Source organism: Bradyrhizobium sp. SSBR45G (assembly GCF_030159255.1).
Lineage (GTDB): Bacteria > Pseudomonadota > Alphaproteobacteria > Rhizobiales > Xanthobacteraceae > Bradyrhizobium.
The window spans coordinates 46,854-72,679 of the sequence record NZ_BSCT01000003.1; the positions used below are offsets into that span (position 1 = coordinate 46,854).

At 64.6% G+C, this 25,826-nt stretch carries 22 protein-coding genes; 14 read left to right on the forward strand and 8 right to left on the reverse strand.

The genetic code is table 11. The features are described 5' to 3' along the window. Window positions 1-9 precede the first annotated feature (9 nt). From QQL87_RS05015 to nac, 6 genes are all read right to left on the reverse strand, one after another. Window positions 10-420 carry an acetyl-CoA carboxylase biotin carboxyl carrier protein gene (locus QQL87_RS05015; RefSeq protein WP_284416810.1) on the reverse strand — a complete coding sequence of 137 codons (411 nt, stop codon included), beginning with the start codon at window positions 418-420 and terminating at the stop codon, window positions 10-12. A gap of 1 nt (window position 421) precedes the next feature. Continuing rightward, entirely contained in the window at window positions 422-1,411 is a 990-nt protein-coding gene (locus QQL87_RS05020) for a 5-oxoprolinase subunit C family protein (RefSeq protein WP_284416809.1), read from the reverse strand. After that, window positions 1,408-2,067: a 5-oxoprolinase subunit PxpB gene (pxpB, locus tag QQL87_RS05025; RefSeq protein WP_284416808.1), complete on the reverse strand. Its 660-nt coding sequence runs from the start codon at window positions 2,065-2,067 to the stop codon at window positions 1,408-1,410. Before pxpB ends, QQL87_RS05020 begins: the two co-directional genes overlap by 4 nt. Further along, window positions 2,064-3,416: an acetyl-CoA carboxylase biotin carboxylase subunit gene (accC, locus tag QQL87_RS05030; RefSeq protein WP_284416807.1), complete on the reverse strand. Its 1,353-nt coding sequence runs from the start codon at window positions 3,414-3,416 to the stop codon at window positions 2,064-2,066. The genes pxpB and accC overlap by 4 nt, the downstream gene beginning before the upstream one ends. Window positions 3,417-3,423: 7 nt before the next feature. Further along, on the reverse strand, window positions 3,424-3,861 hold the full coding sequence (locus QQL87_RS05035) for an acetyl-CoA carboxylase biotin carboxyl carrier protein (protein WP_284416806.1): 438 nt from the start codon (window positions 3,859-3,861) through the stop codon (window positions 3,424-3,426). Between the two features lie 161 nt (window positions 3,862-4,022). Then, window positions 4,023-4,940, reverse strand: coding sequence for a nitrogen assimilation transcriptional regulator NAC (gene nac, locus QQL87_RS05040; RefSeq protein WP_284416805.1), 918 nt, complete (start codon window positions 4,938-4,940; stop codon window positions 4,023-4,025). Window positions 4,941-5,123: 183 nt separating this feature from the next. Between nac and QQL87_RS05045 the strand changes: the two genes are divergently transcribed. Together QQL87_RS05045 and QQL87_RS05050 are read left to right on the forward strand one after the other, a co-directional pair. Then, the gene (locus tag QQL87_RS05045; RefSeq protein ID WP_284416804.1) at window positions 5,124-6,332 is read left to right on the forward strand and encodes an aspartate transaminase; all 1,209 of its coding nucleotides are present in this window, start codon (window positions 5,124-5,126) and stop codon (window positions 6,330-6,332) included. A 4-nt stretch (window positions 6,333-6,336) separates the two neighbouring features. Then, a complete protein-coding gene (locus QQL87_RS05050) occupies window positions 6,337-7,020 on the forward strand; it encodes an RraA family protein (protein WP_284416803.1) in 684 nt (227 codons plus the stop codon). A gap of 28 nt (window positions 7,021-7,048) precedes the next feature. Here the strand turns inward: QQL87_RS05050 and QQL87_RS05055 are convergent, their stop codons facing one another. Beyond that, window positions 7,049-7,993: a LysR family transcriptional regulator gene (locus QQL87_RS05055; RefSeq protein WP_284416802.1), complete on the reverse strand. Its 945-nt coding sequence runs from the start codon at window positions 7,991-7,993 to the stop codon at window positions 7,049-7,051. A 133-nt stretch (window positions 7,994-8,126) separates the two neighbouring features. Here QQL87_RS05055 and QQL87_RS05060 point away from each other — a divergent pair, with 133 nt between their 5' ends. From QQL87_RS05060 to QQL87_RS05100, 9 genes are all read left to right on the forward strand, one after another. Beyond that, window positions 8,127-9,440: a cation:dicarboxylate symporter family transporter gene (locus tag QQL87_RS05060; protein WP_284416801.1), complete on the forward strand. Its 1,314-nt coding sequence runs from the start codon at window positions 8,127-8,129 to the stop codon at window positions 9,438-9,440. 4 nt (window positions 9,441-9,444) lie between these two features. Next, on the forward strand, window positions 9,445-10,479 hold the full coding sequence (locus QQL87_RS05065; RefSeq protein WP_284416800.1) for a PdxA family dehydrogenase: 1,035 nt from the start codon (window positions 9,445-9,447) through the stop codon (window positions 10,477-10,479). Beyond that, complete coding sequence (locus tag QQL87_RS05070; RefSeq protein ID WP_284416799.1) at window positions 10,466-11,935, forward strand: MmgE/PrpD family protein; 1,470 nt, start codon at window positions 10,466-10,468, stop codon at window positions 11,933-11,935. The genes QQL87_RS05065 and QQL87_RS05070 overlap by 14 nt, the downstream gene beginning before the upstream one ends. 3 nt (window positions 11,936-11,938) lie before the next feature. Continuing rightward, a complete protein-coding gene (locus QQL87_RS05075; RefSeq protein WP_284416798.1) occupies window positions 11,939-13,387 on the forward strand; it encodes an MmgE/PrpD family protein in 1,449 nt (482 codons plus the stop codon). Window positions 13,388-13,553: 166 nt separating this feature from the next. After that, window positions 13,554-15,710, forward strand: a complete 2,157-nt coding sequence (locus QQL87_RS05080; protein ID WP_284416797.1) for a carboxypeptidase-like regulatory domain-containing protein — start codon at window positions 13,554-13,556, stop codon at window positions 15,708-15,710. A gap of 159 nt (window positions 15,711-15,869) precedes the next feature. Next, window positions 15,870-16,868 (forward strand): MBL fold metallo-hydrolase, encoded by a 999-nt coding sequence (locus QQL87_RS05085; RefSeq protein WP_284416796.1) that lies wholly within the window; start codon window positions 15,870-15,872, stop codon window positions 16,866-16,868. Window positions 16,869-16,992: 124 nt separating this feature from the next. Next, a complete protein-coding gene (locus QQL87_RS05090; RefSeq protein ID WP_284416795.1) occupies window positions 16,993-17,733 on the forward strand; it encodes a transporter substrate-binding domain-containing protein in 741 nt (246 codons plus the stop codon). Between the two features lie 265 nt (window positions 17,734-17,998). Then, on the forward strand, window positions 17,999-19,297 hold the full coding sequence (locus QQL87_RS05095; protein WP_284416793.1) for an MFS transporter: 1,299 nt from the start codon (window positions 17,999-18,001) through the stop codon (window positions 19,295-19,297). A 43-nt stretch (window positions 19,298-19,340) separates the two neighbouring features. After that, window positions 19,341-19,973 carry a GlcG/HbpS family heme-binding protein gene (locus QQL87_RS05100; RefSeq protein WP_284416792.1) on the forward strand — a complete coding sequence of 211 codons (633 nt, stop codon included), beginning with the start codon at window positions 19,341-19,343 and terminating at the stop codon, window positions 19,971-19,973. 124 nt (window positions 19,974-20,097) lie between these two features. On the opposite strand, the gene QQL87_RS05105 is transcribed toward QQL87_RS05100, so the two are convergent. Further along, on the reverse strand, window positions 20,098-21,069 hold the full coding sequence (locus tag QQL87_RS05105; RefSeq protein ID WP_284416791.1) for a LysR substrate-binding domain-containing protein: 972 nt from the start codon (window positions 21,067-21,069) through the stop codon (window positions 20,098-20,100). Window positions 21,070-21,226: 157 nt separating this feature from the next. On the opposite strand from QQL87_RS05105, the gene QQL87_RS05110 reads away from it, so the two are divergent. Genes QQL87_RS05110 through QQL87_RS05120 form a run of 3 tightly spaced genes read left to right on the forward strand, consistent with a single transcriptional unit; the run spans window position 21,227 to window position 25,783 of the window. After that, the gene (locus QQL87_RS05110) at window positions 21,227-22,681 is read left to right on the forward strand and encodes an aldehyde dehydrogenase family protein (protein ID WP_284416790.1); all 1,455 of its coding nucleotides are present in this window, start codon (window positions 21,227-21,229) and stop codon (window positions 22,679-22,681) included. A gap of 30 nt (window positions 22,682-22,711) precedes the next feature. Next, complete coding sequence (locus QQL87_RS05115; protein ID WP_284416789.1) at window positions 22,712-24,502, forward strand: thiamine pyrophosphate-binding protein; 1,791 nt, start codon at window positions 22,712-22,714, stop codon at window positions 24,500-24,502. Between the two features lie 42 nt (window positions 24,503-24,544). Further along, window positions 24,545-25,783: an ABC transporter substrate-binding protein gene (locus QQL87_RS05120; protein WP_284416788.1), complete on the forward strand. Its 1,239-nt coding sequence runs from the start codon at window positions 24,545-24,547 to the stop codon at window positions 25,781-25,783. Window positions 25,784-25,826 lie beyond the last annotated feature (43 nt).

Below are 25,826 nucleotides of genomic sequence, written 5' to 3' on the forward strand. Positions count from 1 at the left end.
CCGTCTGACCTAGCGTTCGAGGGGATGAAGTGCGACGAGAGCCGTTCCGTAGCCGACGACCGTCTCGTGGGCGATCAGCATGGCCCCGGCGATTCCGTCGCTCGGTGCGGTCACCGGCACCAGGAGGGAGCCGATCCGCAGCAATCCAAGGGCCTGTCCGGCTTTGACCCGCGCGCCCTCCGGCGCCAGCATGGCCGCGTGTAGAGGATGGCGGTGCAGGAACACTCCTACCGTAGGTGCGGTGACGACCTGACAGGGAGGCTTTGAGGCGCCAGGGGGCTGCGCGGACGCTTGACCGTCGCGTGCTTGCGTTTGACCGCGACCGAGGCGGAGCCAGAACGATGGGCCGCTCAATTCGAGTTCGTCGATGCCGGCGTCGGCCATCCAGGCTGTGATGTCGTGGAGCTGGTCGAAGGTCATCTCAGTGGCTCCGTGTCCAGCCGCAGTGGAGATCGACCAGGCGGCGCGCCTCCGCAAGCCAGCGCGCGGTCTGCTCTCCGGCGGCAATCGCGTCGTCCCAGGATGTCCGGATGAAACGGATGCGGCTGCCGATCGGCGCCTGACCCAGCCGCCAGAGGTCCGCCGCGATCACGACGCCGATCTTCGGGTAGCCGCCCGAGGGCTGCGCATCCCGCATCTGCACGATCGGCTGTCCGTTTGGCGGCACCTGAATCACCCCGGGTACGATTCCGTGGGAGCGGGTCTCGATTGGCGTGACGGGAAGCAGCGGCGTTCCCTCCAGCCGATAGCCATAGCGGTTGCTTTGCGGCGTGACTCGCCAGACGTCGTTCCACAAAGCGTGATGCGCGGCCTCGGTGTACTGGTCATATTCGGCGGCCGGCAGCACCCTGACGGCCGGCAGATCGCCCGCCATCAGCGGCAGATCCAGAGCCGGCGGGCTGAGGCCGAAACTCACGTGCTTCGTCGCATTGTTCGCCGGGCCCGCCCGCAGCCTGTCGCCGCTGCGCAACGCACGGCCGTCCAGGCCGCCGAACGCGCCGCGCATTTGGGTGCTGCGCGATCCCAGCACCTGCGGCACGTCGACCCCACCACCGAGGCAGAGATAGGCGCGGCTGGCGGACCATGCGCCCTGGCGCGGGAGGCCGAGGTTCAGAATCTGACCGGCTTTCGCCGTTTGCCGCCACCAGGGCGGCAGCGGCAGGTCATCGAGCGTGGCGGCGCAATCGGCGCCGGTGATCGCAAAGACGCAGTCTGCCGTGAAGCGCGCCTGAAACGGAAAGATCTGGATCTCGATGCCGGCGGCGTCCTCGTCGTTGCCGAGCAGGATATTGCCCGCGGCCAGCGCGAGATCGTCCAGCGCTCCCGAGGAGCCGACGCCCCATTTGAGCGCGCCGTCCCGGCCGCGATCCTGGACGGTGGCGAGCGCGCCGGTCGTCACGATCTCGATCATCGGATCACCTCGGCGATCCGGAAGCGAAGCGCGTCGCCCGGGCGAAGCAGCGCCGGCGGGTCGCGCGCCGGATCGAAGAACTGCATCGCCGTGGTGCCGATCGTATTCCAGCCGCTCGGGCCATCCGACGCCGACACGCCGGTTTGCGCTCCGCCGATCGAGACCGCTCCACCGGGAATGCTGACGACCGGCGTCTTGCGTCGCGGTGTCGCGATCCGCTGATCCATGCCGCCGAGGTAACAATAGCCGGGGTGGCTTCCCAACGCGTAGACCACATAGGTCGGCGCGCTGTGGATCTCGACGATCTGATCGATGTCGAGGCCGGTGTGAGCGATGACGTCGGCCATATGCGGACCGCCGTCGCCGCCATACACGACGGGCAGCTCGATCAGCCGGCCGTCGACCGGCAGCGGCATCGCCGCCTGCCAGGCCTCGCGCAGCCGCGTCTCGATCGGCTCGCACCGTCGGGGTGGGGACGAGAAGCTGAGCATGAGATTGTTCATGCCAGGCACGGCCTCCCGAATCTCCGGCCAGGCCTCCGCTTCTCTGGCCAGCGCCCAGATGCGTTGTTGCGTGGCGAGCTCGGTCGCGCCCGGCGCCTCGAAGAGCAGCGCGCTGGTCCCCAGCAGACTGATGCGAGGCTGGTCTGAGATCACGCGCCCGACCCTTCCTGCAGACGCTGCTCCAGATGGTGGATGTCGACGCATCCGGCGGCAAAAGCGGCGTCGCGGACCAGACGGCGGTGCAGCGGAAGATTGGTGGCGATGCCTTCGACCTGCATTTCGTCGAGTGCGATGCGCAGGCGGGCCAGGGCGTCGTCACGCGTATCGCCGTGCACGATCAGCTTGGCGATCATCGAGTCGTAATAGGGCGACACGCGATAGCCGGAGCTGGCGTGACTGTCGACACGCACGCCGTAGCCGCCGGGCAGCTCCCAGCGCGTGATGACGCCCGGTGACGGCATGAAGCGTTCGGTGTCTTCAGCGTTGATGCGGCACTCGAAGGCATGGCCGCGGCAACCGATATCGGCCTGCGACACTGTGAGCCGCTCGCCGCGCGCGACGCGGATCTGCTGCTGGACAATGTCGATGCCGGTCGTCATCTCGGTGACGGGATGCTCGACCTGCAGTCTTGTATTCATCTCGATGAAATAGAACGCGTCGTCCTCGACCAGGAATTCGAAGGTGCCGAGCCCGAGATAGCCGATCTGCCTGCAGGCGTCGACGCACCGCGCTCCGACCTCCGCCAGCAGCCGGTCCGGGATGCCCGGCGCGGGCGCTTCCTCCAGCACCTTCTGGTGGCGGCGCTGCAGCGAGCAGTCACGGCTGCCGAGCCACAGCGCATGGCCGAAGCCGTCGGCGAGAACCTGGATCTCGACATGGCGGGGATGGCCGAGGAATTTCTCGATATAGACCTCGGCATTGCCGAATGAGCGGCGCGCTTCCTCGCGGGTCACCGCGAGCGCGCCGAGCAGGGCGGACTCCTGCTCGACGACCCGCATGCCGCGCCCGCCGCCGCCGCCCGCAGCCTTGACGATCACGGGATAGCCGATCTGGCGCGCGAGATAGTGGATCTGGCTGGGATCATCAGGCAAGGCCGCATCCGGACCGGGCACGCAAGGGACCCCGGCCGCGCGCATCGCGCGCTTGGCCGCGACCTTGTCGCCCATCACGCGGATGCATGCGGCGCTCGGGCCAATGAAGACGAGACCGGCCTGCGCGACACGCGCGGCGAAATCAGCGTTCTCCGACAGGAAGCCGTAGCCGGGATGGATCGCCTCTGCGCCGGTGACCTCGGCGGCCATGATGAGCGCGGCTTGATTGAGATAGCTGTCGCTGGCCGGCGCAGGCCCGATGCAGATCGCCTGGTCCGCATGGCGCACGTAGGACGCATCGCGATCGGCTTCGGAATGGACGACGATGGTCTTGAGGCCCAGGCCGCGGCAGGCGCGCTGAATGCGCAGTGCGATCTCGCCGCGATTGGCTATGAGGACGGAGTCGAACATGATGCCGTCACGCGATGCGCATGAGCAATTGTCCGGCTTCGACCTCGATTCCGGACTCGACCAGTATGCGCTCGACGATGCCGTCGCGCGCGGCGCAGACGTTGTTGAACACCTTCATGGCTTCGATGATGCACAGGATGTCGCCGGCCTTGACGGCCTGCCCGGCCACGACGAACGGCGGTGCCTCGGGAGATGGGCCGAGATAGACGAGGCCGTAGAGCGGCGCGCGCACCTCGGTGCCGGATTCGCCGGAGGATGCAGCGGCGCTCTCTTCGGTCTCTCGAAGCTCGGAGGATGGCGAGCCCTCAGCCGAACTACGCGGCGTTGGCGTGCTGCCGGCGCGGCGCACGAGCTTCAGCGTCCAGCCGTCCTTGCTTGCTTCGAGCTCAGACAGATCGGAGGACGCCATGGCGTCGATGAAGGCCTTGATCTGCTTCAATTCCAAGGGCGTATTCCGAGTTTGAGCACCTCGTGCGGACCCGCAAGCCACGACGAAAAAGCTAGCGATGCGCTGCTGTCGGCACAAAGACATTATCGCTTTGTCCCGATAAGGCGCTCTTATGAGGCTGCCGATGCCCGCCGAGCAGGCCCGCCAGCCCCGTCCGCCTACGGAGAGGCGACCGCGCTGCCGGGAAGCGCCGCGACGAGCTCGAGAAGGATATCCTTGATCGCCTGCGCAGGTTCCGAGAGCGGCAAATGGTCGGATTGGCAGAGCGCAAGCGGCGCTTCGATGACAGGATCGATGATCCGCGACTGCCACGCGTTGCATGAGGCGGCGATCTCGCGGGCCATCGATTCCGGAAGGATCGTGGCGCCAAGTCCATCGGCGATGACGGCGGCCAGCGTTCCGGCCGATTCGATCTCGGCGGCGACCCTGGGCGTCATTCCGGCCCCGGCAAAGGCGTCGTTGACCATGCGGCGCACGACATTGTAGGGGCGCGGGAGGAAGAGCTCGAGCTCGCCGATCATGTGCAACGGTATCTGCTCGGGCGGCGCCATCAGCTGTCGCGACCCGATCAGGAACAGCTGCTCCTTGATCAGCGGAATGAACGTCAGCCCGTGCACGGCGGTTTGCCCGCCATAGAGCACGGCCAGATCCATCCGTCCGTTCATCACGAGTTCGGACAGCGTGCTGCCATAGGTTTCGTTGAGGTAGAGCAGCACGCCCGGATGGCGCGCGCGCACCGTCCGCAGCAAGGGAAGCGCCAGGCCCGCCGCGGCGGTCCCCGGCGCGAGGCCGACCGAGACGGCGCCCGAAAGACCGCCGCCCGCGGCATTCATGTCGACCTTCGCCTGCTCGCACTGGCGCAGGATGAGCTGGGCATGGCGGTAAAGCACCTTGCCGGCTTCGGTCGGAGTCACGCCGCGTTTGGTCCGCAGCAGCAGCTGCTGTTTCACCTCGCCCTCGAGCGTCGCCAATTGCTGGCTGAGCGCAGGCTGCGCAACGTGCAGGATGTCGGCGGCTTGGGTCAGGCTGCCGATATCGACGATCTTCACGAAATACTGCAGGCGCCTGAGATTCACCCGATGACTCCCGACCACCCGGTCGACGTTTCTACGATCCGCTCGGCTGCGTCCGAGCAAGAAACATACCCGCAAATCGCCCGCCAGCCATAAGAGATTTGTATCGAGTAAGACCGAACTCGTCTTGGCCTTGCCGCGCAGCGGAGGCTAGCGTCCCGCCGCAATCGACCATCGAGGGACATCGTGAGCTCATCCCGTATCGCAGGGCGGATCAGGCGCATCAAGCCGTCCCCCAGTACAGCGGCCGCCGATCGTGCCAACGAATTGCGCCGGGAAGGCCGGCAGATCGTCAGCCTGGTCGTCGGCGAACCGGATTTCGACACGCCCGCGCACATCCGCCGGGCGGCGGCGGATGCGATGGAACGCGGGGCAACGCGATACACGCTGATGGCCGGCACGGTGGATCTCCGGCGCGCGATCGCAGCGAAGCTGCAGCGCGAAAACGGGCTCGTCTATGCGCTGGACGAGATCATCGCAACGAACGGGGCGAAGAGCGCCATCTACAGCGCGTTCGGCGCAACTCTCGAGCCCGGCGACGAGGTGATCATCCCGGCGCCCTATTGGGTGTCCTATCCGGACATGGCCTTGGCCTGCGATGGCGTCCCGGTGTTCGTGCCCTGCGACGAGGCTCAAGGCTTCAAGCTGACCGCGGCTCAGCTGGAGGCTGCGATCACGCGCAGGACGCGCTGGCTCGTTATCAACTCGCCGAGCAATCCGACGGGGGCGAGCTACACGGCCGAAGAATATCGGGCGATCGCCGGCGTGCTTGCAAACCATCCCCACGTCATGGTCATGACGGACGACATCTATGAGCATATTCGCTACGACGGTGCATCCACGCCGCACCTCCTGGCGGTCGCCCCCGAACTGCGTGACCGCACGCTGGCCATCAATGGTGTGTCCAAGACCTACGCCATGACCGGCTGGCGGCTCGGCTGGATCGCCGGTCCAAAGGATCTCGTGCAGGCGATCAATACCTTTCTGTCGCAATCGGCCGGAAACTGCTGCTCGATCAGCCAGGCCGCGGCGGCGGCTGCGCTCGACGGCGACCAGAGCTTCGTCGCGGAGAGCGTTGCGATCTACCGGCAGCGCCGCGATGCGACGTTGCCGCTGATCAACGCGATCCCCGGCCTGAGCTGCAAGGCGCCGGACGGTGCCTTCTATCTCTATGTCAACTGTGGCGGTCTGATCGGCAAGACGACGCCCGACGGCAAACAGCTCTCCACCGACGGCGACGTGGTGCTGTATTTTCTCGACAGCGCCGGCGTCGCCTTGGTCGCCGGCACGGCCTACGGGCTCTCGCCCTATTTCAGGCTCTCGATCGCCACCGACATCGCAACCCTGACCGACGGCGTCGAGCGCATCGCGCGGGCCGTCGCAGCGCTGTGCTGATCTCATGCAGAAGGACAAAGACATGCAGGCCTCCGGTATCAGAAAGAATCCTTCAGCACCTCAGGTCTCCGCTGAGATCATCGCGACGCTTCGCGACATTCCTGTCGCGCTGCTCAGCGACAATATGCAGCGCAACCGCGGTACCGTCGGACTGCAGCCCTATCACCGGCCGGCGCCGCTGGTGGGCACGGCCGTCACCGTCCTCACGCGGGGAGGGGACAATCTCGCGATCCTGCGCGCATTCGAGTTCTGCCGTCCCGGCGATGTCATGGTGATCGATGCCGGCGGCGACGTCACCAACGCCGTGATCGGCGGCATCCTGTCGTTCTATGGCGCAACGATCGGCCTGTCGGGAATGGTGATCGATGGCGCCATTCGCGACGTGGCGGAAATCCGCGAGCGGACGTTTCCGGTCTATGCGCGCGGGGTCAATCATCGCGGTCCCTACAAGGATGGCCCGGGCGCGATCAACGTGCCGGTCACGGTCGGCGGGATGGTGGTTCAGCCCGGCGATCTCGTGGTCGGCGATCAGGACGGCCTGCTCGCCTTCGCGCCGGACATGGCGGCCTCGCTGATCGAGAAGGCCGGCGCGCAGCGCGACCGGGAAGAGGCCACGATGCAGGCCATGCGTGAGGGCCGATGGGATCGCTCTTTCATCGACGCTCTCGAGGCGCGGTGCGCGAACTGACGCATCTATTCGCTGACGTGCATGAACCTCAATCGGAGGAGGTCGCCGTGGACTTTCTGACGGTGCTCCAGAAGGCCTCGGCTGCTTGGGTGATCCGGGCCCGTGCGCGTGTCAGGCATATGCTGATCTTGATGTCCCAATCCTTCGTGCCGGCTCTCACCAGCCGGCCGCTTTGAAGGTCTTGCTCAACCAGACTGCGCGGCGCCCAGGTGATGCCGCGCCCTTCGCGCGCCATGTTGACGAGCAGCATCACGGGCGCCGAAAAACTGGGGGACAGCGCTGCGACCGGTTCCTTCGTAGCCAAGAATGACGTCACGATCCGTCCTACTCCCGAACCCGGATGATAGGTGAGGTACGGAAGAGGCGCATTGTCCGTGCCGGGCAGCCAATAGCGCGGTGCCGGTGTGCGCTTGAGCGCACTTCGCCCGGCCTTCTTCGACGCGGGGGCGGTGATCGGAATCAGCACGTCCCGATCAAGCTCAATGCGCTGAAAGCGATCGGGGTCGAGCCGGCTGGCGAGCGAAGGGTGATAGTGCGCCAGCAGGAAATGCGCCTGTGCATCGAGAAGCAGTTTTTCGCAGCCGGCAAAGTTTGAGGCGACGAGTTGAATGGCCGCGTCGGTCCGGGCGCGATCGACCCGACGGATCCAGTCGGGGAAGAAGGTTTGCGACAGCGCGTGCGTTGCAGCGAAGTGGATAGTCTCGGCCTTGATCCGTGCCGCTTCCAGCGCTTCCTTGCGTCCGTTCAGCACCCTGCGCAGCACGTCTTCAGCGACCGGGCGAAAGCTCTCGCCCGCGGAGGTCAGCCTGACGATATGGGTGCTGCGCTCGAAGAGCGGAACGCCAAGCCATTCCTCGAGCGACTTGATGCGGCGGCTCAATGCCGGCTGGGTCACGTGACGGCGCTCGGCCGCACGCGAGAACCCGCCTTCTTCGGCGACGGCCAGGAAATCCTCGAGCCAGACCAAGTCCATAATGCCGTTTTGTCCTCAATTCATTCCGATATGGCATTAGCGCCTGGAAGGGCGGTGGTCCATTGTAACCCGGCTCGAGAAATCAGAACAAAGCGCTATCAGCATGGCGCCATAAAGCCTTGGGGGAAACGAATTGCGGGTTGCAACACCGTCGCTCGCCGAGCCCTTGCCGCGGCCTCTATCGGAACGGCGCCGCAAGCCGCTGTGGCGCGAGCAGTATGTCCTGGTCGTCGCCGGCGCCGCCCTTGGCGCCCTCGCGGGCGCTCTGTTCCCGGCGGTCGCTGTTGATTTCAAACCGCTCGGCGACGCCTTCATCTCGCTGATCAAGATGACGATCGCGCCGCTGATCTTTCTGGTCGTCGTGACCGGCATTGCCCAGGTCGGCGACATGAAGGCGGTGGGGCGCATCGGCATCAAGGCGTTCGTCTATTTCGAAATTGTCACGACACTCTGTCTGATGTTCAGCTTCTTTGTCGTACGCTCGGTACAGCCTGGCGTCGGCGTCGCCCGCGCGACGCCGCAACAGGCCGAGGCTGTCGCGCGCTATTCGCAGACCCACATGGAGTCGCTGTCTGCCTATCTGCAGCACATGATCCCGGACAGCTTTGTCGGCGCCTTCGCCCGCGGTGAAGTGCTGCAGGTGCTTGTGCTTGCACTGCTGTGCGGCATTGGTCTGCTGCTGCTGGGCGAGCGCGGCCAGCCGCTGCGTTCGGGCATGGAACGGATCACCGAGCTCGTGTTCAGTGTCGTCCACGTCGTCGTGACGCTCGCGCCGATCGGTGCTTTCGGCGCCATGGCGTTCACGGTCGCCAAGTTCGGTGTCGCAACCCTCTACGCGCTTGCGCTGCTCGTCGGCACCGCCTGGGCCATGATGGCGTTCTTCATTTTCGTGGTGCTGGGTGCGATCTGCCGCATGGTCGGAATCCGCCTGCTCGATCTGCTGCGGATGCTGCGCACGGAGCTGCTGGTCGTTCTCGGCACCTCGTCATCGGAGACGGCCATTCCCGGGATGATGGAGAAGTTGCCGGCGGCAGGTGTCGGCCGTGCCGTGGCGGGATTGGTCATTCCGTCCGGCTATTCGTTCAACCTGGACGGTGTGGCTCTGACCCTGCCGTTGAGCACGATGTTCGTCGCTCAGGTCTATGGAATCGAGCTGACGTCGACCCAGCAGCTCGGCATCTTCGCGATCATGTTGTTCACCAGCAAGGGAGCCGCGGGTGTGACAGGCGGCGCTTTCGCCGCGCTGGCCGCAACCGTGCTCGCGGCCGGCCTGCCTGCCGAAGGGCTTGCGCTGCTGCTCGGCATTGATCGGTTCATGTCGCTCGCCCGGGCGATCACCAACACCGTCGGTAACGCCGTCGCCGCCATTGTCGTCGCGAAGTGGGACGGAGAGTTCGACCGCGGAACCTGGTCGGCGAAAATGTCCCAACTCGAAATTGCAAAGTGAGATGATGGATATCAACACAGATCTGCCAGTGGTGGCGCTCACGCCGGGCGACTGCACGGGCATTGGACCCGAACAGATCGCGCGAATCCTGGCCGACGGTCACCTCGCTGCCGTTGCCCGTTTCGTCGTCATCGGCGACGCGCGGGTCCTCGAGATGGGCATGGCGCAGGCCGGCGTGCATCTCGACATTGAGCGGATCTCGTCGCCTGCCGCGGCATCGTGGCGCCGCGGTGCCGTGCAACTGGTCGATCTCGGGAATACCGATCCTTCGCGACTTCCGCCCGGCAAGTCCAGCGCCGAATCCGGCCGGCTGACCGGGGAAACGCTGTCGCGTGCCATCGATTTCGCCAAGGCGGGGGAGGTGGATGCGATCACCTTCGCTCCGCTCAACAAGCGGGCCATGTTCGACGGCGGCTGGAAGTTTCCCGATGAGCACAAGATGTTTGCGAGCCTGCTCGGGCATCAGGGCTATTTCTCCGAAATGAACGTTCTCGACGGGCAATGGATGTCGCGCGTGACGGGCCATCAGTCGCTGCGCGAGGCGCTGAGCTGCATCAATCCGGAGACGATCACCGATTCCATTGTTCTGGTCGACCGCATGATGCGGGCATCCGGCATCGCGACGCCGCGCATTGCGGTCGCTGCGCTGAACCCGCATGCGGGTGAGGGCGGGTTGTTCGGCCGTGAGGAGATCGACATGATCCGGCCGACGGTCGAAGCCGCGGCGAAGACGGGCATCGCCTGCAGCGGCCCCTTTCCGGCAGACACGATCTACCTTCGTGCCTTTGACGGTGAATTCGATAGCGTCGTCGCGATGTATCACGACCAGGGACAGATCGCGACCAAGTTGCGCGGCTTCAACCGCGGCGTGACGATCACCGCAGGCCTCGAAACGGTGTTTACGACGCCATCGCACGGGACAGCGTTTGACATCGTCGGCAAGGGCATCGCCAAGACGGGCGCGCTCGAAAGCGCCGTCCGGCTCGCAGCTCAATTGGCAAAGTTGAAGACCCGGGAGATATCCTATGCGCGTCACTGATCGCAGGACCTTGCTGCAGGCGGTAGCGACGATTCCGTTGACATCCGTCGCCGCCAACATGGCCGTCGCGCAGGCGGCCGAGGGCACCGATGCCGTGGCGGTGAAAGCTGCACCGCCCAAGGATGTGACGCGGACGCTGGCGCGCTATCTCGTCAGCGCATCCTATGACGACCTGCCAGCCAATGTGCGCAAGGAGGGCGCGCGCACGCTGCTGAACTGGGTCGGTGTCGCCATCGGCGGATCGCGGCACGAAACCGTCGACATCGCAGTGGCTGCCCTGGGGCCGTTCTCGGGTCCGCAGCAGGCGTCGCTGTTCGGGCGGCGCGAGCGCTTCGACATCATGAATGCAGCCTTCATCAACGGCGTGTCGAGCCATATTTTCGATTTCGACGACACGCATCTGAAGACGATCATCCATCCGGCCGGTCCGGTGGCATCGGCTATCCTTGCTGTATTGGAAATGCAGCCGGTTTCCGGCAAGGAGTTTCTCAATGCCCTGGTGCTCGGAGTTGAAGCCGAATGCAGGATCGGCAACGCCGTCTATCCGAACCACTACGATGTCGGTTGGCACATCACCGGCACCGCAGGCGTGTTCGGCTCGGTCGCGGCCGTGGGAAAGCTGCTCAAGCTGAACGAGCAGCAGATGACATGGGCGCTGGGCCTCGCCGCGTCTCAGCCGGTCGGCCTGCGCGAGTCTTTCGGTTCGATGAACAAGAGCTTCAACCCTGGCCGCGCGGCCTCGAACGGCATCTTCGCCGCGATCCTGGCCTCGAAGAATTTCACCTCGTCCGACGGCATGATTGAGGCCAAGCGCGGCTGGGCCAACACCATCAGCACCAAGCAGGACTACAGCGAGATCGTCGGCGACCTCGGCAAGAGGTACGAGGCTGCGCTGAACACTTATAAGCCCTTTGCCTGCGGCATCGTGCTCCATCCGGCGATCGACGCCGCCATCCAGTTGCGCAATGAGCACAAGCTCGTGGCTGATCAGATCGATCATATCGATCTGAAGGTCAATCCTCTGGTGCTCGAACTCACCGGCAAGAAGACCCCTCGACAGGGTCTGGAAGGCAAGTTCAGCATCTATCATGCAGTGGCGGTGGCGATCGTCGAAGGCGCGGGCGGCGAGAAGCAGTTCAGCGATCGCGCGGTGACGGATCCGACGGTGCTGTCGCTGCGTGGCAAGGTCATCCCGGTCATCACGCCCGAGATCAAGCCGGAGCAGGTCGAGATGACGATCGTGCTGAAGGATGGGCGGACGCTGAGCCGCCGCATCGAGCACGCCGTCGGCAGCGTGGAAGTGCCGATGACCGACAGGCAGCTCGAGGCGAAGTTCTCCGATCTCGCCGACGGCATCGTTCCGGCGGCCTCGATCCGGCGGATCATGGATGCCTGCTGGAACGTCGAGAGCCTGTCGAATGCTGCCGACATCGCGAAGATGTCGGCGTCGGCCTGACAGATGGCGAGGAGGGCCCTGTCGCGCCGCCGTCTTCTGCAATCGGCGGGTGCGTTGGCCGCCGTCGCGGCCATGCCAATCCATCACGTCCGGGCCGCAAGCCCGGGCGTGACCGAACGCCTGGCCCGCTACATGGTTGCGGCGCGCGACCAGGAGCTACCAGAGCAGGTGGTGCTCGCATGCAAGCACCGCATTCTCGACACGCTCGGCGCCATGGTGTCCGGTGCTCGGATGCATCCGGGCGAAATGGCCCTGAAATACGTGCGCAGCCTCGGCGGCGAGCCGCAGGCGTCCGTCGTCGGCTCCGACGTCCGGACGACAGCCGTCAATGCGGCGATGGCCAACGCCATGTGCGCCCACGCCGACGAGACCGACGATTTCGAACCAGTGACCAAGGCTCATCCGGGATGCGCAGTGATTCCTGCCGCGCTCGCCTTGGCTGAACGGGAGCATCGCAGCGGGCGCGACGTGATCCGCGCCGTAGCGCTCGGCTACGACCTGACCTGCCGGCTTCTGATGGCGCTCGGGCCGGACCTGGTGCGCGGCTCGCATCGCAGCGCCGAGGGTACGTCGTCGACATTCGGCGCGCTTGGCGCTGCGGCCTCGCTGGCGCGGCTGGACGAGCGGGCCATGCGTCACGCCATCTCCTATTCGGCGCAACAGGTTTCAGGGCTCTGGAGCTGGGTGAAGGACAAGGATCACATTGAGAAGGCCTTCGATTTCGCCGGCATGGGCGCGCGTAACGGCGTCATGGCGGTCGACATGGTGATGGCAGGGCTCACCGGCGTCGATGACGTGCTCGATGGCACCCACAACCTGTTCATCGCGCTGTCGAGCGATCCGAAGCCGGAGGAGATGGTCAAGGATCTCGGCAGCCGCTTCTACGTCACGGAGACCGCCATCAAGACGTTTTCGGTCGGCTATCCGATCCAGTCGCCGTTGGATGCGCTGCTGACGCTGCGCCGACAGCACGGGCTCACTCCGGACAATGTCCGCAGCATCCTGGTCAAGCTTCCGACCGACGCGATGGGAATCGTCGGCGACAGCGCCATGCCCGACGTGAATTGTCAGCATCTCGTCGCGCTCGCGCTGGTCAAGGGGGCCGTCTCATTTGCCGACAGCCATGATGTCGCGCTGATGCGCGACCCGACGCTCCTGGAGCAGCGGGCGAAGGTGACGCTCGCAGGCGACAAGGGCCTGATGGACCCGGCCGCGCCGCGCGGCGCGATCGTCGAGGTGACCCTGGTCGACGGCCGCAAGGTCGATCATTTCACCAGGCATCCACCGGGCACCAAGGAGAATCCGCTGAGCACGGAGGCCGTCAGCGCCAAGACCAGGGATCTGATGATGCCTGTCCTCGGGATTGAGAAGACGGAGAAGCTGATCGACACGATCGGACATCTCGAAACGATCGACGATATCGCTCGACTGCGTCCGCTGCTTGCGGCGTGATCGGCTGTCGCCATCGAGTAAAGGACGCTCGTCGGAACGCGACTGCATGTGCGCCGGTTCGGCTGCTCTACATCTTGCGGCAAGGCTGGTCGTGAAGCGTGGCCGATGGTTGCTGTGCGAGCTGGACGTCTAACGACGAGGCCGGAATGAGCGGGAGGAACGCGACATGAAGCTGACTCAGATGCTTGCCGGCTACCTTTGCGCGGCGGCGCTGCTGCACGCAGGCGTGGCGATGGCGGATGTGGAGATTTCCGCCAACGACATCGGCGGCCAGGTGATTGGCGCCAGCGGACCTGAAGCAGGCGTCTGGGTGATTGCCGAGACCACAGACCTGCCGACGAAATATGCCAAGGTGGTGGTGACCGACGATCAGGGCCGGTTCGTCATTCCCGAGCTTCCCGCCGCCACCTACACGGTCTGGGTGCGGGGCTATGGAGTCCGGGACACCGAGCGCCAGGAGACCCGTCCGGGCAAGCTGCTGGATTTCAAGACCGCTGCGGCATCGCCACAGCAGGACGCGCAGAACTACCCCGGCATGTACTGGTATTCGCTGCTCGACATCCCCAGGCCGGACGAGTTTCCCGGCACCGGCGCCAAGGGCAACAAGATGCCGGAGACGATGAAGTCGCAAGCGCAATGGGTCGATACGGTCAAGAACATGTGTCAGTCCTGCCATGCGCTCGGCTCGCGTGGCATCCGCGAGATCCCGAAGGTCTTCATGGAGGGGCACGATTCACAGACCGCCTGGGCGATGCGCACCCAGGCCGGCCAGGCTCAGGAATACATGGCGACGGTTCTCGCCAGCATGGGGCCTGACAAGGTCTATGACCTGTTCTCGAGATGGACCGACCGGATTGCCGCAGGAGAATTGCCGTTCGACAAGCCGGACCGTCCCAAGGGCATCGAGCGCAACGTCGTTTACACGATGTGGGACTGGGCGGCGCCGACGCGCTATCAGCACGATGCGATCTCGACCGACAAGCGCAACCCGCGCGTCAATGCCAATGGCCTGATCTACGGCTCCTCGGAGGAGAGCTCGGATCTCGTCCCGACGCTCGATCCCGTCAAGAATATCGCCGCAACGATCAAGCATCCGTATCTCGACCCGGCGACGCCATCATCCACGGATGCGCCGCGGGGAACGTCCGCCTATTGGGGCGATGATCCGATCTGGGACGGCCACACCAGCATCCACAATGTGATGATGGACGAGCAGGGCAAGGTCTGGTTCACCGCGCGAATGCGCCCGCCGGCGAATCCGGACTATTGCAAGCAGGGCTCAGACCTGCCGTCGGCCAAGGTCGCCCCGCAGGCGACGTCGCTGCGTCAGCTGTCGCGCTTCGACCCGGCCACTGCAAAGTGGGACCTCATCAACACCTGCTTCACGACGCACCACCTGTATTTCGACGACGATGCCAATCAGACGCTGTGGACCAGTTCCGGAGGACCCGGCCTCGGGGGCGGCATCGTCGGTTGGCTCGATACGAAGCAGTTCCGCGCGAGCGGCGACGCCGTGAAGGCGCAGGGATGGACGCCGTTGATCATCGATACCAACGGCAACGGCAAGCGTGACGCCTATGTCGAGCACAAGGATCCGGTGGATCCGACCAAGGACAAGCGCATTGCCGCGTCGTTCTACGGCATCATGCCAAGCCCGGTCGATGACTCGATCTGGGGACAGGCGATGGACCGCGGCTTCTCGCGCATCGACCAGCCCGGCTATCTGATCCGCGTCGTGCCCGGGCCCGACCCCGCCAACACGGCGCTTGCCGAAGTCTATCAGCCGCCGGAGGGGACGTTCGGTCCCCGAGGCATCGACATCGGGCTCGACGGCCTGGTGTGGACGGTGCTGTCCAGCGGACATCTCGCAAGCTTTGACCGCAGACTTTGCAAGGGGCCCCTGAACGGGCCGATGGCTGCGGAAGGCAAGCAGTGCCCGGAAGGATGGAAGATCTGGCGGATGCCCGGTCCTCAGTTCAGCGGCCTGGACGCGAAGGGAAGCGCCAACCACGCCTACTACGTCTGGGTGGATCGCTACAATACGTTCGGCCTGGGTGCGAACGTGCCGATCGCCAGCGCCAATGGCAGCGAGTCCTTGCTCGCGCTCGTCGACGGCCAGTTCGTCAATATGCGCAATCCCTATCCGCTCGGCTTCTTCACCAAGAATGTCGATGGCCGCATCGACGATCCCGACACCGGCTGGAAGGGGCGGGGTCTGTGGACCACGACCGGTACGCGCGCGAGCTTCCACGGCGAGGGCGGCAAGGAGGCGTCGCCGAAGGTCTACAAGGTGCAGATGAGGCCTGATCCGCTGGCCCACTGAAGCCAAACGCCACGGGGAGCCCTCACGGGTCAACCCCTTCTGGGACTGAGAGACATGAAGACGACATCACGACGCGCATTGAGATGTCGATCAGGATCGTCTGAGGTACCGCGCCGCGTTCAATTTCATCGTCGTTGGATCGACCAAAGGGAGGGGCCCATGATCAATCTCAACCGCCGTCAGGTGTTGACCGGCGCAGCCTTGGCGGGGACTGCGGCCGTTGCTCGCCTCGGCACGGCGCCGGCCGAAGCGGCAGTGACTCCGGCCGGCGCGCAGGCACCTGGCTTCTACCGCTACAAGGTGGGATCGTTCGAGTGCACGTCCATCAATGACGGTGCGCGCACGTTCCCGGTCCCGGACACGTTCGTCACCAACGCGTCCAAGGAGGAGGCGGTCGCCGCCGCCGACGCGGCCTACATGCCGAAAGGAATGGTGACCATCCCCTTCAACCCCCAACTCATCAACACCGGCAGCCGGCTCGTGCTGATCGACACCGGGAACGGTGTGGCCAATCTGGAGCCCAGCAAGGGCGCGGTCGGCCGAACCCTGCAGAATCTCGCTGCCGCGGGCGTCGATCCGAAGGCCATCGATGTCGTGCTGCTGTCGCATCTGCACCCCGATCATACCAACGGCATCCGCGCAGCCGACGGATCGATGGCGTTCCCGAATGCCGAGATCATGGTGCCTGCGAAGGATTGGGAGTTCTGGACCAGCGAGGACAACGCGGCCAAGGCGCAGTCCAGCGAGATGATGAAGAACTACTTCGCCAATGTGAGGAAGACCTTCGCAGGCATCGAGTCCAAGGTGACGAAATATGACTGGGACAAGGAGGTCGCTCCGGGAATCACGTCGATCGCCACGCCCGGCCACACGCCAGGTCACACCTCGTTCGCCGTCGCGTCGGGCAATTCGAAGGTGCTGATCCAATCCGATGTCACCAACATTCCGGAATTCTTCCTGCGACATCCGGATTGGCACGTCGTGTTCGACACCGACCCCGATCTTGCGCAGCAGACCCGCCACAAGTTCTACGACATGGCGGCGGCCGAGAAGGCGACCGTGATCGGATTCCACTTTAGGTTCCCGTCGGTCGGGCACGTCGAGAAAGACGGCGCCGGCTATCGGTTGATCCCGTCATCGTGGAATCCGACGCTTTGAGAGACTGGTTAACTGTAGCACGGCGGAATCGATGTTCGACCGAAAGAGACCTCGCGTGAAGCCAACAGACCTGCTCTCAGGTCTTCGCTGCACCATCGCAAGCCTCTGCTTGGGAGTCGCGGCCATGATGACGGGAGCGGCCGCGTACGAGGTGCGCGAGATCGCTCCGACCGGCGTGCTGCGCGTGGCGGTCGCAGTCGGGCCGGCCGCCTCCGCATTCTGGACGACACGCGACCCGGCGACGGGCAAGCCGGTCGGCGTGACGGTCGAACTTGCGAAGGCGGCCGCAGCCCTGCTCGAGGTGCCGCTCGAACTCGTGGAATATCAAAGCTCGGACGAAATCGCGGCCGCCGGCAGCAAGGGGACGTGGGATCTGTCCTTCATGCCTGCAGACCGGAAGCGAGAGCAGTTCGTCGATCAGGGCCCCGCTTATGTCGCCTACATGAGCGGGTATCTCATTCGCGCGGGCTCGGACATCAAGGCCGTCACCGAGATCGACCGTCCGGGAATCCGGGTTGGCTGCATCGAAGGCACCTCGACATCGCGCACGGTCGAAGCGAGCATGAAAAATGCCAGCGTCACGAAATTCATCAAGCCCGAAGCGGCCGCTGAACTGATCGGCCAGGATCGGCTCGACGCCCTCGCCATGGGCATGGAAGCATTGGAGGAACTATCGAGGCGATTGCCCGGCAGCCGGGTCTTGAACGAGGTGATCCAATCAACGGGGGTCGTCGTGGTCGTCCCGAAGGGAAGCATCGCGGCCCGCGAGTGGGCAGGCCGATTTCTCGAAGAGGCCAAGGCGAATGGCACAGTTCGCCGAGCGCTCGATCAAAGTGGATTTGTCACTGCCAAGGTCGCACCGTGATGCCGCGATGAGCTCCGGCCAAGCCATATCTTTGGCTTATGAGCGCCAACGCCAAATCTTATTTTTGCTGTCTTGGAATTCCGTCTATCTCCAATTTGCGGGCGATGAAGCTGTCGGCAATCATGATGAACACGACAGGCAGGCACGCGCAGGACGTGCGCCTGCATGGACCATACGGCCACCCGATTGTACTGCACTCGCGCTTGTTCTCCTGGCCAACGAAGAAGCGCATCTGGTTCGAGTCCTGGCCTGAAAGTGAACAATCATGAAACTGGGCTGGTATTCCGAACTCAACGAGGTCGAACGCCGGACCTATTGGGCCTGCTTCGCGGGCTTTGGTCTCGACTCCCTCGACTCGACGATCTACGCGCTGGTCATCCCGGCGCTGATTGCTACCATCGGTCTTACACGCCCGGAAGCCGGCTATCTCGCGACCGCAGCCCTCGTCGGTGCAGCCGTCGGAGGCTGGGGCGGAGGGATCCTCGCCGATCGCATCGGCCGCATCAAAGTCCTGCAACTGACGATCCTCTGGGTTGCCCTGTTCACGCTCGCATCGGCTTTCGCGACCGGCTTCAACTTCCTGCTGGTCGTGCGTTTTCTCCAGGGCCTCGGCTACGGCGGCGAGGCGGCCGTGGGTGGCGTCCTGATCAGCGAGGTCGTCAGGCCCGCGCTGCGCGGCCGGGTGGCCGCGTCGGTGCAGAGCAGCTACGCGGTGGGTTATGCGATTTCCGTCGCGCTGCTCCCCGTCATTTCATCGCTGTTTCCTGAAGAGCTCGGCTGGCGCGTGTTCTTTGCCGTCGGGATCGCGCCGGCGTTTCTCGTGTTCTTCATTCGCCGCCTTGTGCCGGAGTCCGGGCTTTATCGTCAAAGCCGCGCGGACAAGACAGCCGGACTGCCGGCCTGGACGATCTTCACCAGGGCCCATGCGCGGCGTACCGTGGCCGCGGTGACGATGGCCACCGGCATTTTCGGCGGTGCCTACGTGATGATCACCTGGCTGCCGACCTATCTGCGCACCGTCCTCAACCTGACCGTCGGGAGCAGCGCAGGTTATCTTGCCATGAACATTCTGGGGTCGTTGGTCGGACCCTTGCTCTATGGCTGGCTTTCGGATCGCACGGGTCGGCGTCCCGCGTTCATGATCTTTCTGCTGTGCCAGGCCGTGAACGCGAGCATCTACCTGCTTGCTCCGATCGGCGCCAACACGACGATCCTGCTCAGCTTCTTTCTGGGCGCGTTCCAGGGTGGGTTGGCATCAGGAATGTTGCCGACCTTTGCCGAATTGTTTCCGACCGAGATTCGTGCGAGCGGGCAGGGTTTCTGTCTCGGTGGCGGGCGCGGCTTCGGCTCGGTCGTGCCTGCGACCGTGGGCGTGCTTGCTGCGTCGCATCCTCTCGGCTTGTCGATGGGCCTTTGCGCGCTCGCCGCCTATGGACTCGCTTTCATCGCCGCGATGGCTTTGCCCGAGACAAGCGGCGCCGACCTGCAGCGTATGACTCCGGTGGAGACGCAAACAGGGCAGCCCGAGGATATCGGCAGCTTGGAAGCGCCGCGGTCGAAATGAGGTGTGGAGACGCGCGAGGTGCCACAGGCACGGAGCGGACGCAATGCGAACGGAGGCGGAGAGCCACACGCCTCGTCGAGCGAAACAAGGCGGCCAGGCTGGCCGACGAGCACGGAGAAGGCAACACGGTCGGGAGGAAGACATGCACTATCGGGGCATTTTGAGCGTTATCGCATGCGTCGCTGCTTTGCAGTTGTCGAGCAGCTTCGCCCAGACATCGAACACCGACAATCCCAACGACGCGGTCGCGGATGCACTGGCTCCGCCGCCTTACGGCGAGCCGATCAGCCTGGAGATGGCCAAGAAGGTGGCTGCTGCGGCCGTTGCCGAGACGACGAAGCGGAACTGGAACGCATTCTGCATCTCCGTGGTCAATCCGAGCGGCGATCTGGTCTATTTCGAAAAGCAGGACAATTGCCAATATGCGTCGATCGGCCTGTCTCAGCACAAGGCGCGCACGGCGGCACGTTATCGACGCCCTACGCTGGTGTTCGAGACGTTGCTCGGCAAAGGCGCGTATTTCGCCTATCTCGCCACGCTCGATGACGTGATCGCCTCGCGGGGCGGCAATCTGTTGATCGTGGATGGCAAGATCATCGGTGCCGTCGGCGTGAGCGGTGGGTCGGGCGCCCAGGACAACGTCGTATCTCTCGCCGGGCAGGCGGCGCTGAAGTAGACGAGATCGGGCCGGTGGCGGTCGCGATGCCGTCGCGACCCGCCACGTGTCAGTGCTGACCGATCGCGTCACAGGCTCGGGCTTAGGTTATTACGGAAAGACGGTTAGATAGTCAGCGCGTGCGCTAGGCCGCCGGTGGGATGGCGGAAGACAGGGAGTCGTTGACCAGGCTGACGCCGCGCCATTGTCCGGATGTGACGAGCGTTCGCGCCGTATCCTGGAGCTCCTTGGCGACGGCGAGGGCCGCAGGCGCCAACAGGTCCGGCTTGATCGAGTAGACATAGTTGCGTCGCGTGATCCGTGCGTCCGAGATCGGCAGGGCGCGCCAGTCCTCGCTGCTCCGTCCTCCTGCCTGCAGCGCCGACATCGGCTTGATGGTGACCCCGATGCCCTCGCCGACGCAGCTCATCACCAGCGAGAGTGAATCGATCTCGGCGACCACATTCGGGGTAATGTTACGCCGCTCGAACTCCGCAGCCACGCGCCGGCGCAGGCCATGAGTTCCGGTCGGCAGGATCAGGGGCAGCTTTGCAACTTCTGCAACCGTGATGCTGCAGCGGTGTTGCGGCACGAGCGAACTGTCGGCAGGCAGAAGCACGAATAGTTCCTCGTCCAGCAGCGGAATCGCGTCGAGCTTGGACGACACGTCGTTGTTGAACAGGATGGCGAGGTCGAGCTGGCCAAGCCGCATCATGTGAGCGATGTGGCCGCTCATTCCCTCGACGACATTGAGCAGAATACCGGGATATTTGGCGCGGATGCACTTGGTGAGCGGCAACCCGATCGCGAGCACGGTCGTTGCGGGCAAGCCGACCGATACCATGCCGCTGACCCCCGCCGAATCCTGGCGGGCAATCGACAGCGCATGGTCGAGCTGCCGCAGCATGAAACGAGCGTGATGGTAGAGCGCAAGGCCGTTCTCGGTCGGGATCACGCCGCGCGAGGAGCGCTGCAGCAAGGGCCTGCCCACTTCCTCCTCGAGCTTTGCGATCTGCTGGCTCAAGGCGGGCTGCGCGACGAACAGGCAACGCGACGCCTTCGACAAACTGCCGCTCTCGACGATCTGGGCGAAATAGCGCAACTGACGCAAATCCATGAGTGGGCACCACACTGCCGGGGAAGAACGAGACCTTTCCGCCGGGCTATATGCTCAGCTTATGGCAACTAATCCAAAACAGTATTTTTGCTAATGTCAATTTCTCTCTAAGGACGAGGGTCACAGGTGTGAAGACCCCTTTGGGAGGAACCAGACGATGGCGGACGCTGCGGGTCAGAGACAGGCGTCGGCCGGTCTGCCATCGTGCCGCCTCTTGATCGCCGGGGAATGGGTGAACGGTACGCACACCGTCGCCGTGCTCGACAAATATCGCCTGCAGCCCGCCATGTCCGCGCATCTGCCGTCGCGCGAGCAGGTCCGCAGCTGCATTGTCGCCGCGGAGCGGGCGTTCCAAGCCAATGTGCTGACACCCTATGATCGCGGCCTCATCCTCGATCGCGCTGCGGTCGAGCTCGAGAAGCGCGCGTCGGAGCTGGTCGAGGTGCTGCGCCAGGAGGCGGGCTTTCCACGCCGCGATGCAATGGGCGAACTCCAGCGTTGTGCGACGACGTTCAGGCTCTCCGCCGAAGAGGCGCGGCGGCTGGCCGGCGAGATGGTGCCGATGGAGGGAGCAGCCGGCCAGAAAGGCCGGATCGGTTTCACCCTCCGTGTGCCGCTCGGCGTGGTGGCCGCGATTACGCCGTTCAATGCTCCGCTCAATACGGTGGCGCACAAGGTTGCGCCTGCACTGGCGGCCGGCAACGCCGTCGTGCTGAAACCGTCGCTGCACACGCCGATGACGTCCTGCATCATGGCGGAGTGCCTGATTGCAGCAGGTCTGCCATCGGGCCTGATGTCGGTGCTGCATGGTGATGGCGAGGTCGCCGACTGGCTGATGGCCGAGGCTGCGGTGAAGTTCTTCGCTTTCACCGGCAGCACGGACATCGGCCGCATCATCCAAAGCAAGGCCGGACTGCGCCGTACGCAGATGGAGCTCGGCTCGATCTCGCACTGCGTGATCTGTGAGGATGCCGATCTCGATGCTGCGCTGCCGAAGGTCATCAATGCCGGTTTCCGCAAGGCCGGCCAGGTCTGCACATCGATCCAGGTGCTGCTGGTGCATCGTGCGCTGATCGGGCAGGTGGAGCAGAGACTCTCAGAACTCGTTGCCGGGCTGCCCTATGGAGACCCCGCCGAGGACGACACCGTCGTTGGGCCCGTCGTCAGCGAGGCCGCCGCGCAGCGCATCGAGTCCTGGATCGCGCTGGCCGAACAGAACGGCGCGCGGCGTCTGGTCGGCGGCGCGCGGGTGGGCGCCGTGGTACCTCCCACGCTGCTGACGAATGTCGACAAGGCGACGCCGCTCGGCTGCCAGGAAGTGTTCGGGCCTGTGATGTGCGTCGCGCCCTTCGATGTGCTGGACGAGGCCATCGCGCGCGTCAACGACACACCCTACGGGCTTGCCACAGGCATCTTCACCAAGCGCCTGGACGAAGCTCTGCAGGCCGCGCGGCAATTGCAAGTCGGTGGCGTTCACATCAACGAGACTCCGAGCTCCCGCGTGGACCTCATGCCGTATGGCGGCTCCAAGGATTCCGGGTTCGGCCGCGAAGGGCCGCATTACGCTATCCGCGAAATGAGCGAAGAGCGTATCGTGACGATCCTCGCATGACGTGGACCGTCACCTGACAAGGATCCGACCATGACCAAGATGAAGGGCGGCGAAGTCATCGCCGAATATCTCGTCAAGCAGAAGGTGCCCTTCGTGATCGGCATCTGCGGACACGGCAATGTCGGCATTCTTGATGCGCTCTACCAGGTGCGTGACCGCGTCAAGCTGGTGTCGCCCCGCCACGAGCAGTGCGCCGGCCACATGGCCGACGCCTATTTCCGCGTCAAGCACAGTCCGGTCGCGACCCTGACGTCGACCGGGCCCGGCTCGGCCAACATGGTGATGTCGCTGGCGACCGCGCTGTCGGACTCCTCGAGCTTCCTTGCGATCACCGCCAATGTTCCGACGTCGCAGGCCAATCGCGCGCCGTTCCAGGAATTGTACGCGCACAACCAGGCTGATTTCGCCCAGGTGCTGCGCCCGGTGGTGAAGCGTTCGTTCCAGCCGAGCCGCGTCGACATGTTGCCGTTGGCGCTGCGCCAAGCCTTCGACACCATGGTCACGGGACGTCCCGGCCCGGTCAATCTCGATATTCCGTACAACGTCTTCCAGGAGGAGGCCGACATCGAGCTGCCGCCGCTGTCGCATGTTCACGGCAGTCACCGGCCGAGTGCGAGCGAGGCCGACGTCACCAAGGCGCTCGATCTGATCGAGGCCGCCAGGCGGCCGGTGTTCTTCATCGGGCAGGGCACGACCCTGTCCGAGGCCGGTCCCGAGATCAGCGCGCTGCAGAGCCGCTACGGCATTCCGGTCATCACCTCGCCCAATGGCATGGGCTGCGTGCCGGCGGATGATCCGCTGACGCTCGGCTTCATCGGTCGCAACGGCGCCTATCCGGCCAATCAGGCCGGCCGTCACGCCGACCTCGTGCTCTGCATCGGCACACGTTTCGACGACCGTTCGTCGTCGAGCTGGCACCAGGGCTACTCCTGGAATTTTCCGTCGACGAAGCTGCTGCAGGTCGACATCGATCCGGCGGAGCTTGGCCGCAACTATCCGCCGACGCTCGGCATCATCGCCGACGCCAAGACCTTCGCCGCGCAACTGCTCGCGGCGCTGGAGCATCGCCCCGCAATTCGCCGCGACAATTTCGCGGCGTGGCGCGATGAGATCGGGACCTGGAAGGCGGAGTGGGAGGCCTTCGTGCGGCCGCACTTCAGCGCCGACACCACGCCGATCCGGCCGGAATATGTCGTCGCTGCCCTGCAGGATGTGCTGCCGGATGACGTGATCCTGTCGCTCGATTCCGGCGTGCATCACAACTGGTTCATGCAGTTCTGGCAGCCGAAGCGGCCGCAGAGCATGCTGAACAGCTGGGGTTTTTCGTCGATGGGGTTCGGCGTCTGCGGCGTGCTCGGAGCCCAACTTGCCGCGCCCGACCGTCCCTGCGTCGCCGTCGTCGGCGATGGCGGCTTCATGATGGCGCCCTACGTTGTCGCGACGGCCGTCGAATATGATCTCCCATGTATCTGGATCGTCTGGAACAATTTTGCCTGGAGCGCGATCCGCGATTTGCAGTACGGCCTGTTCGAAGGCCGCGAGCTCGGCACCGCGTTCTATCGTGGCAATCAGGGGCCCGGCGGAGATCGCTACAACCCCGACTTCGCGGCCTGGGCGCGCGCCTGCGGCGCCGACGGCGTGACGGTGACCCGCAGCGCCGACCTGCGCGGTGCAGTGGAGACCGCGATCAAGAACCGCCGGCCCTGCGTGATCGATCTGCATGTCGATGCCGAGGTGCGTCCGCCATCGACGGGCACCTGGGAGCTGCCGCCGATCCCCTTCAAGGAGCCGGTGTTCGGCAAGCCTCATAAACGCGACTGACGATACAAAACAAAGATAACAACATCGAGAGGGAGGAGCACCATGTTGAAGCGTGATCTGAACCGGCGATCTTTCATGCGCGCGTCGGCCGGCGCGGCCGCGGCATCCGTGCTCGGCGTCGGCGGTCCCGCGCGGGCCCAGTCCGACGAGCCCGTCCGCATCGGCATGATCTATGCCAAGCAGGGGCCGGGTGCCTCGATCGGTGAGTACCTGCAGCGTGGCAGCGCGCTCGCGGTCGAGCAGGCCGGCGGCAAGGTGTTGGGTCGCCCGATCGAACTGGTCTGGTTGGACGAGCCTAATCCCCAGGTGTCGCAGCAGAACATGCAGCGGCTGGTCGACGAGAGCAAGGTCGTCGCGGTGGTGGGCGGCAACTACTCGTCGTCGGCGCTCGCCATGATGAGCGTTGCCAATCGCGAGAAGGTGCCGCTGATCCTGACCGGCGCCGCGGCCAGCGAGATCACCGGCAAGAGCTGCAGCAAGTACACGTTCCGGACCCAGGCGACCGTGCCGGTTCAGATGGCCGGCCTGATGCCCTACGTCTCCAGCATCGGCAAGAAGGTGTATTTCATCACGGCGTCCTATGCCTTCGGCCAGGACATCCTGCGCGCCTCGCGCGCGATGCTGAAGCAGGTCGATGCCACCGAGGTCGGGGTCGACGAGGTGCCGATCAACACCGCAGACTACAGCTCCTACATCCTCAAGATCCGCCAGGCCAAGCCGGACGTGATCGTCGGCGGCCTGGTGGGCGGTGACTTCTCCAACTTCCTGAAGCAGTGGAACGAGATGGGGATGAAGGACAAGATCCCCTATGCGGCGGTCGCCGTGACCGACACCGACTTCTGGGACGTCGGGCCGCAAGCCTCGACCGGCATCTACATCAAGCCCTGGTACTACAACAATCCGAAGAATACCGCCGCCGAGCAGAAGCTGATCGAGGATTTCAAGAGGAAGTACAATCAGCCGCCGTCGGACAAGACCTGGTCGGGCTGGATCGGCATGCGGGCGCTGCTGGAATCGATCGAGGCGGCGAAGTCGACCGAGGCCGCTCAGCTCGTGGCGCATCTCGAGCAGTGGAAGAACACCGAAGGCGAGTTTCCGTTCTTCTTCCGCGACTGGGATCACCAGCTGGTGCGCCCGGCCGTCATCGTCCAGATCAAGAAGCAGATCACCGACAAGTTCGACTATTTCGACGTGCTGAAGAACACCTCGGCGACCGCCGAGGAGACGGCGAAGGCGTTCGGTACCAAGGAGGATATCGGCTGCAGCATGCCCTCGCTCTGAGGCGGCGGCGACCCTTGTTCCTGCAGCGTACTGACAGGCTCGA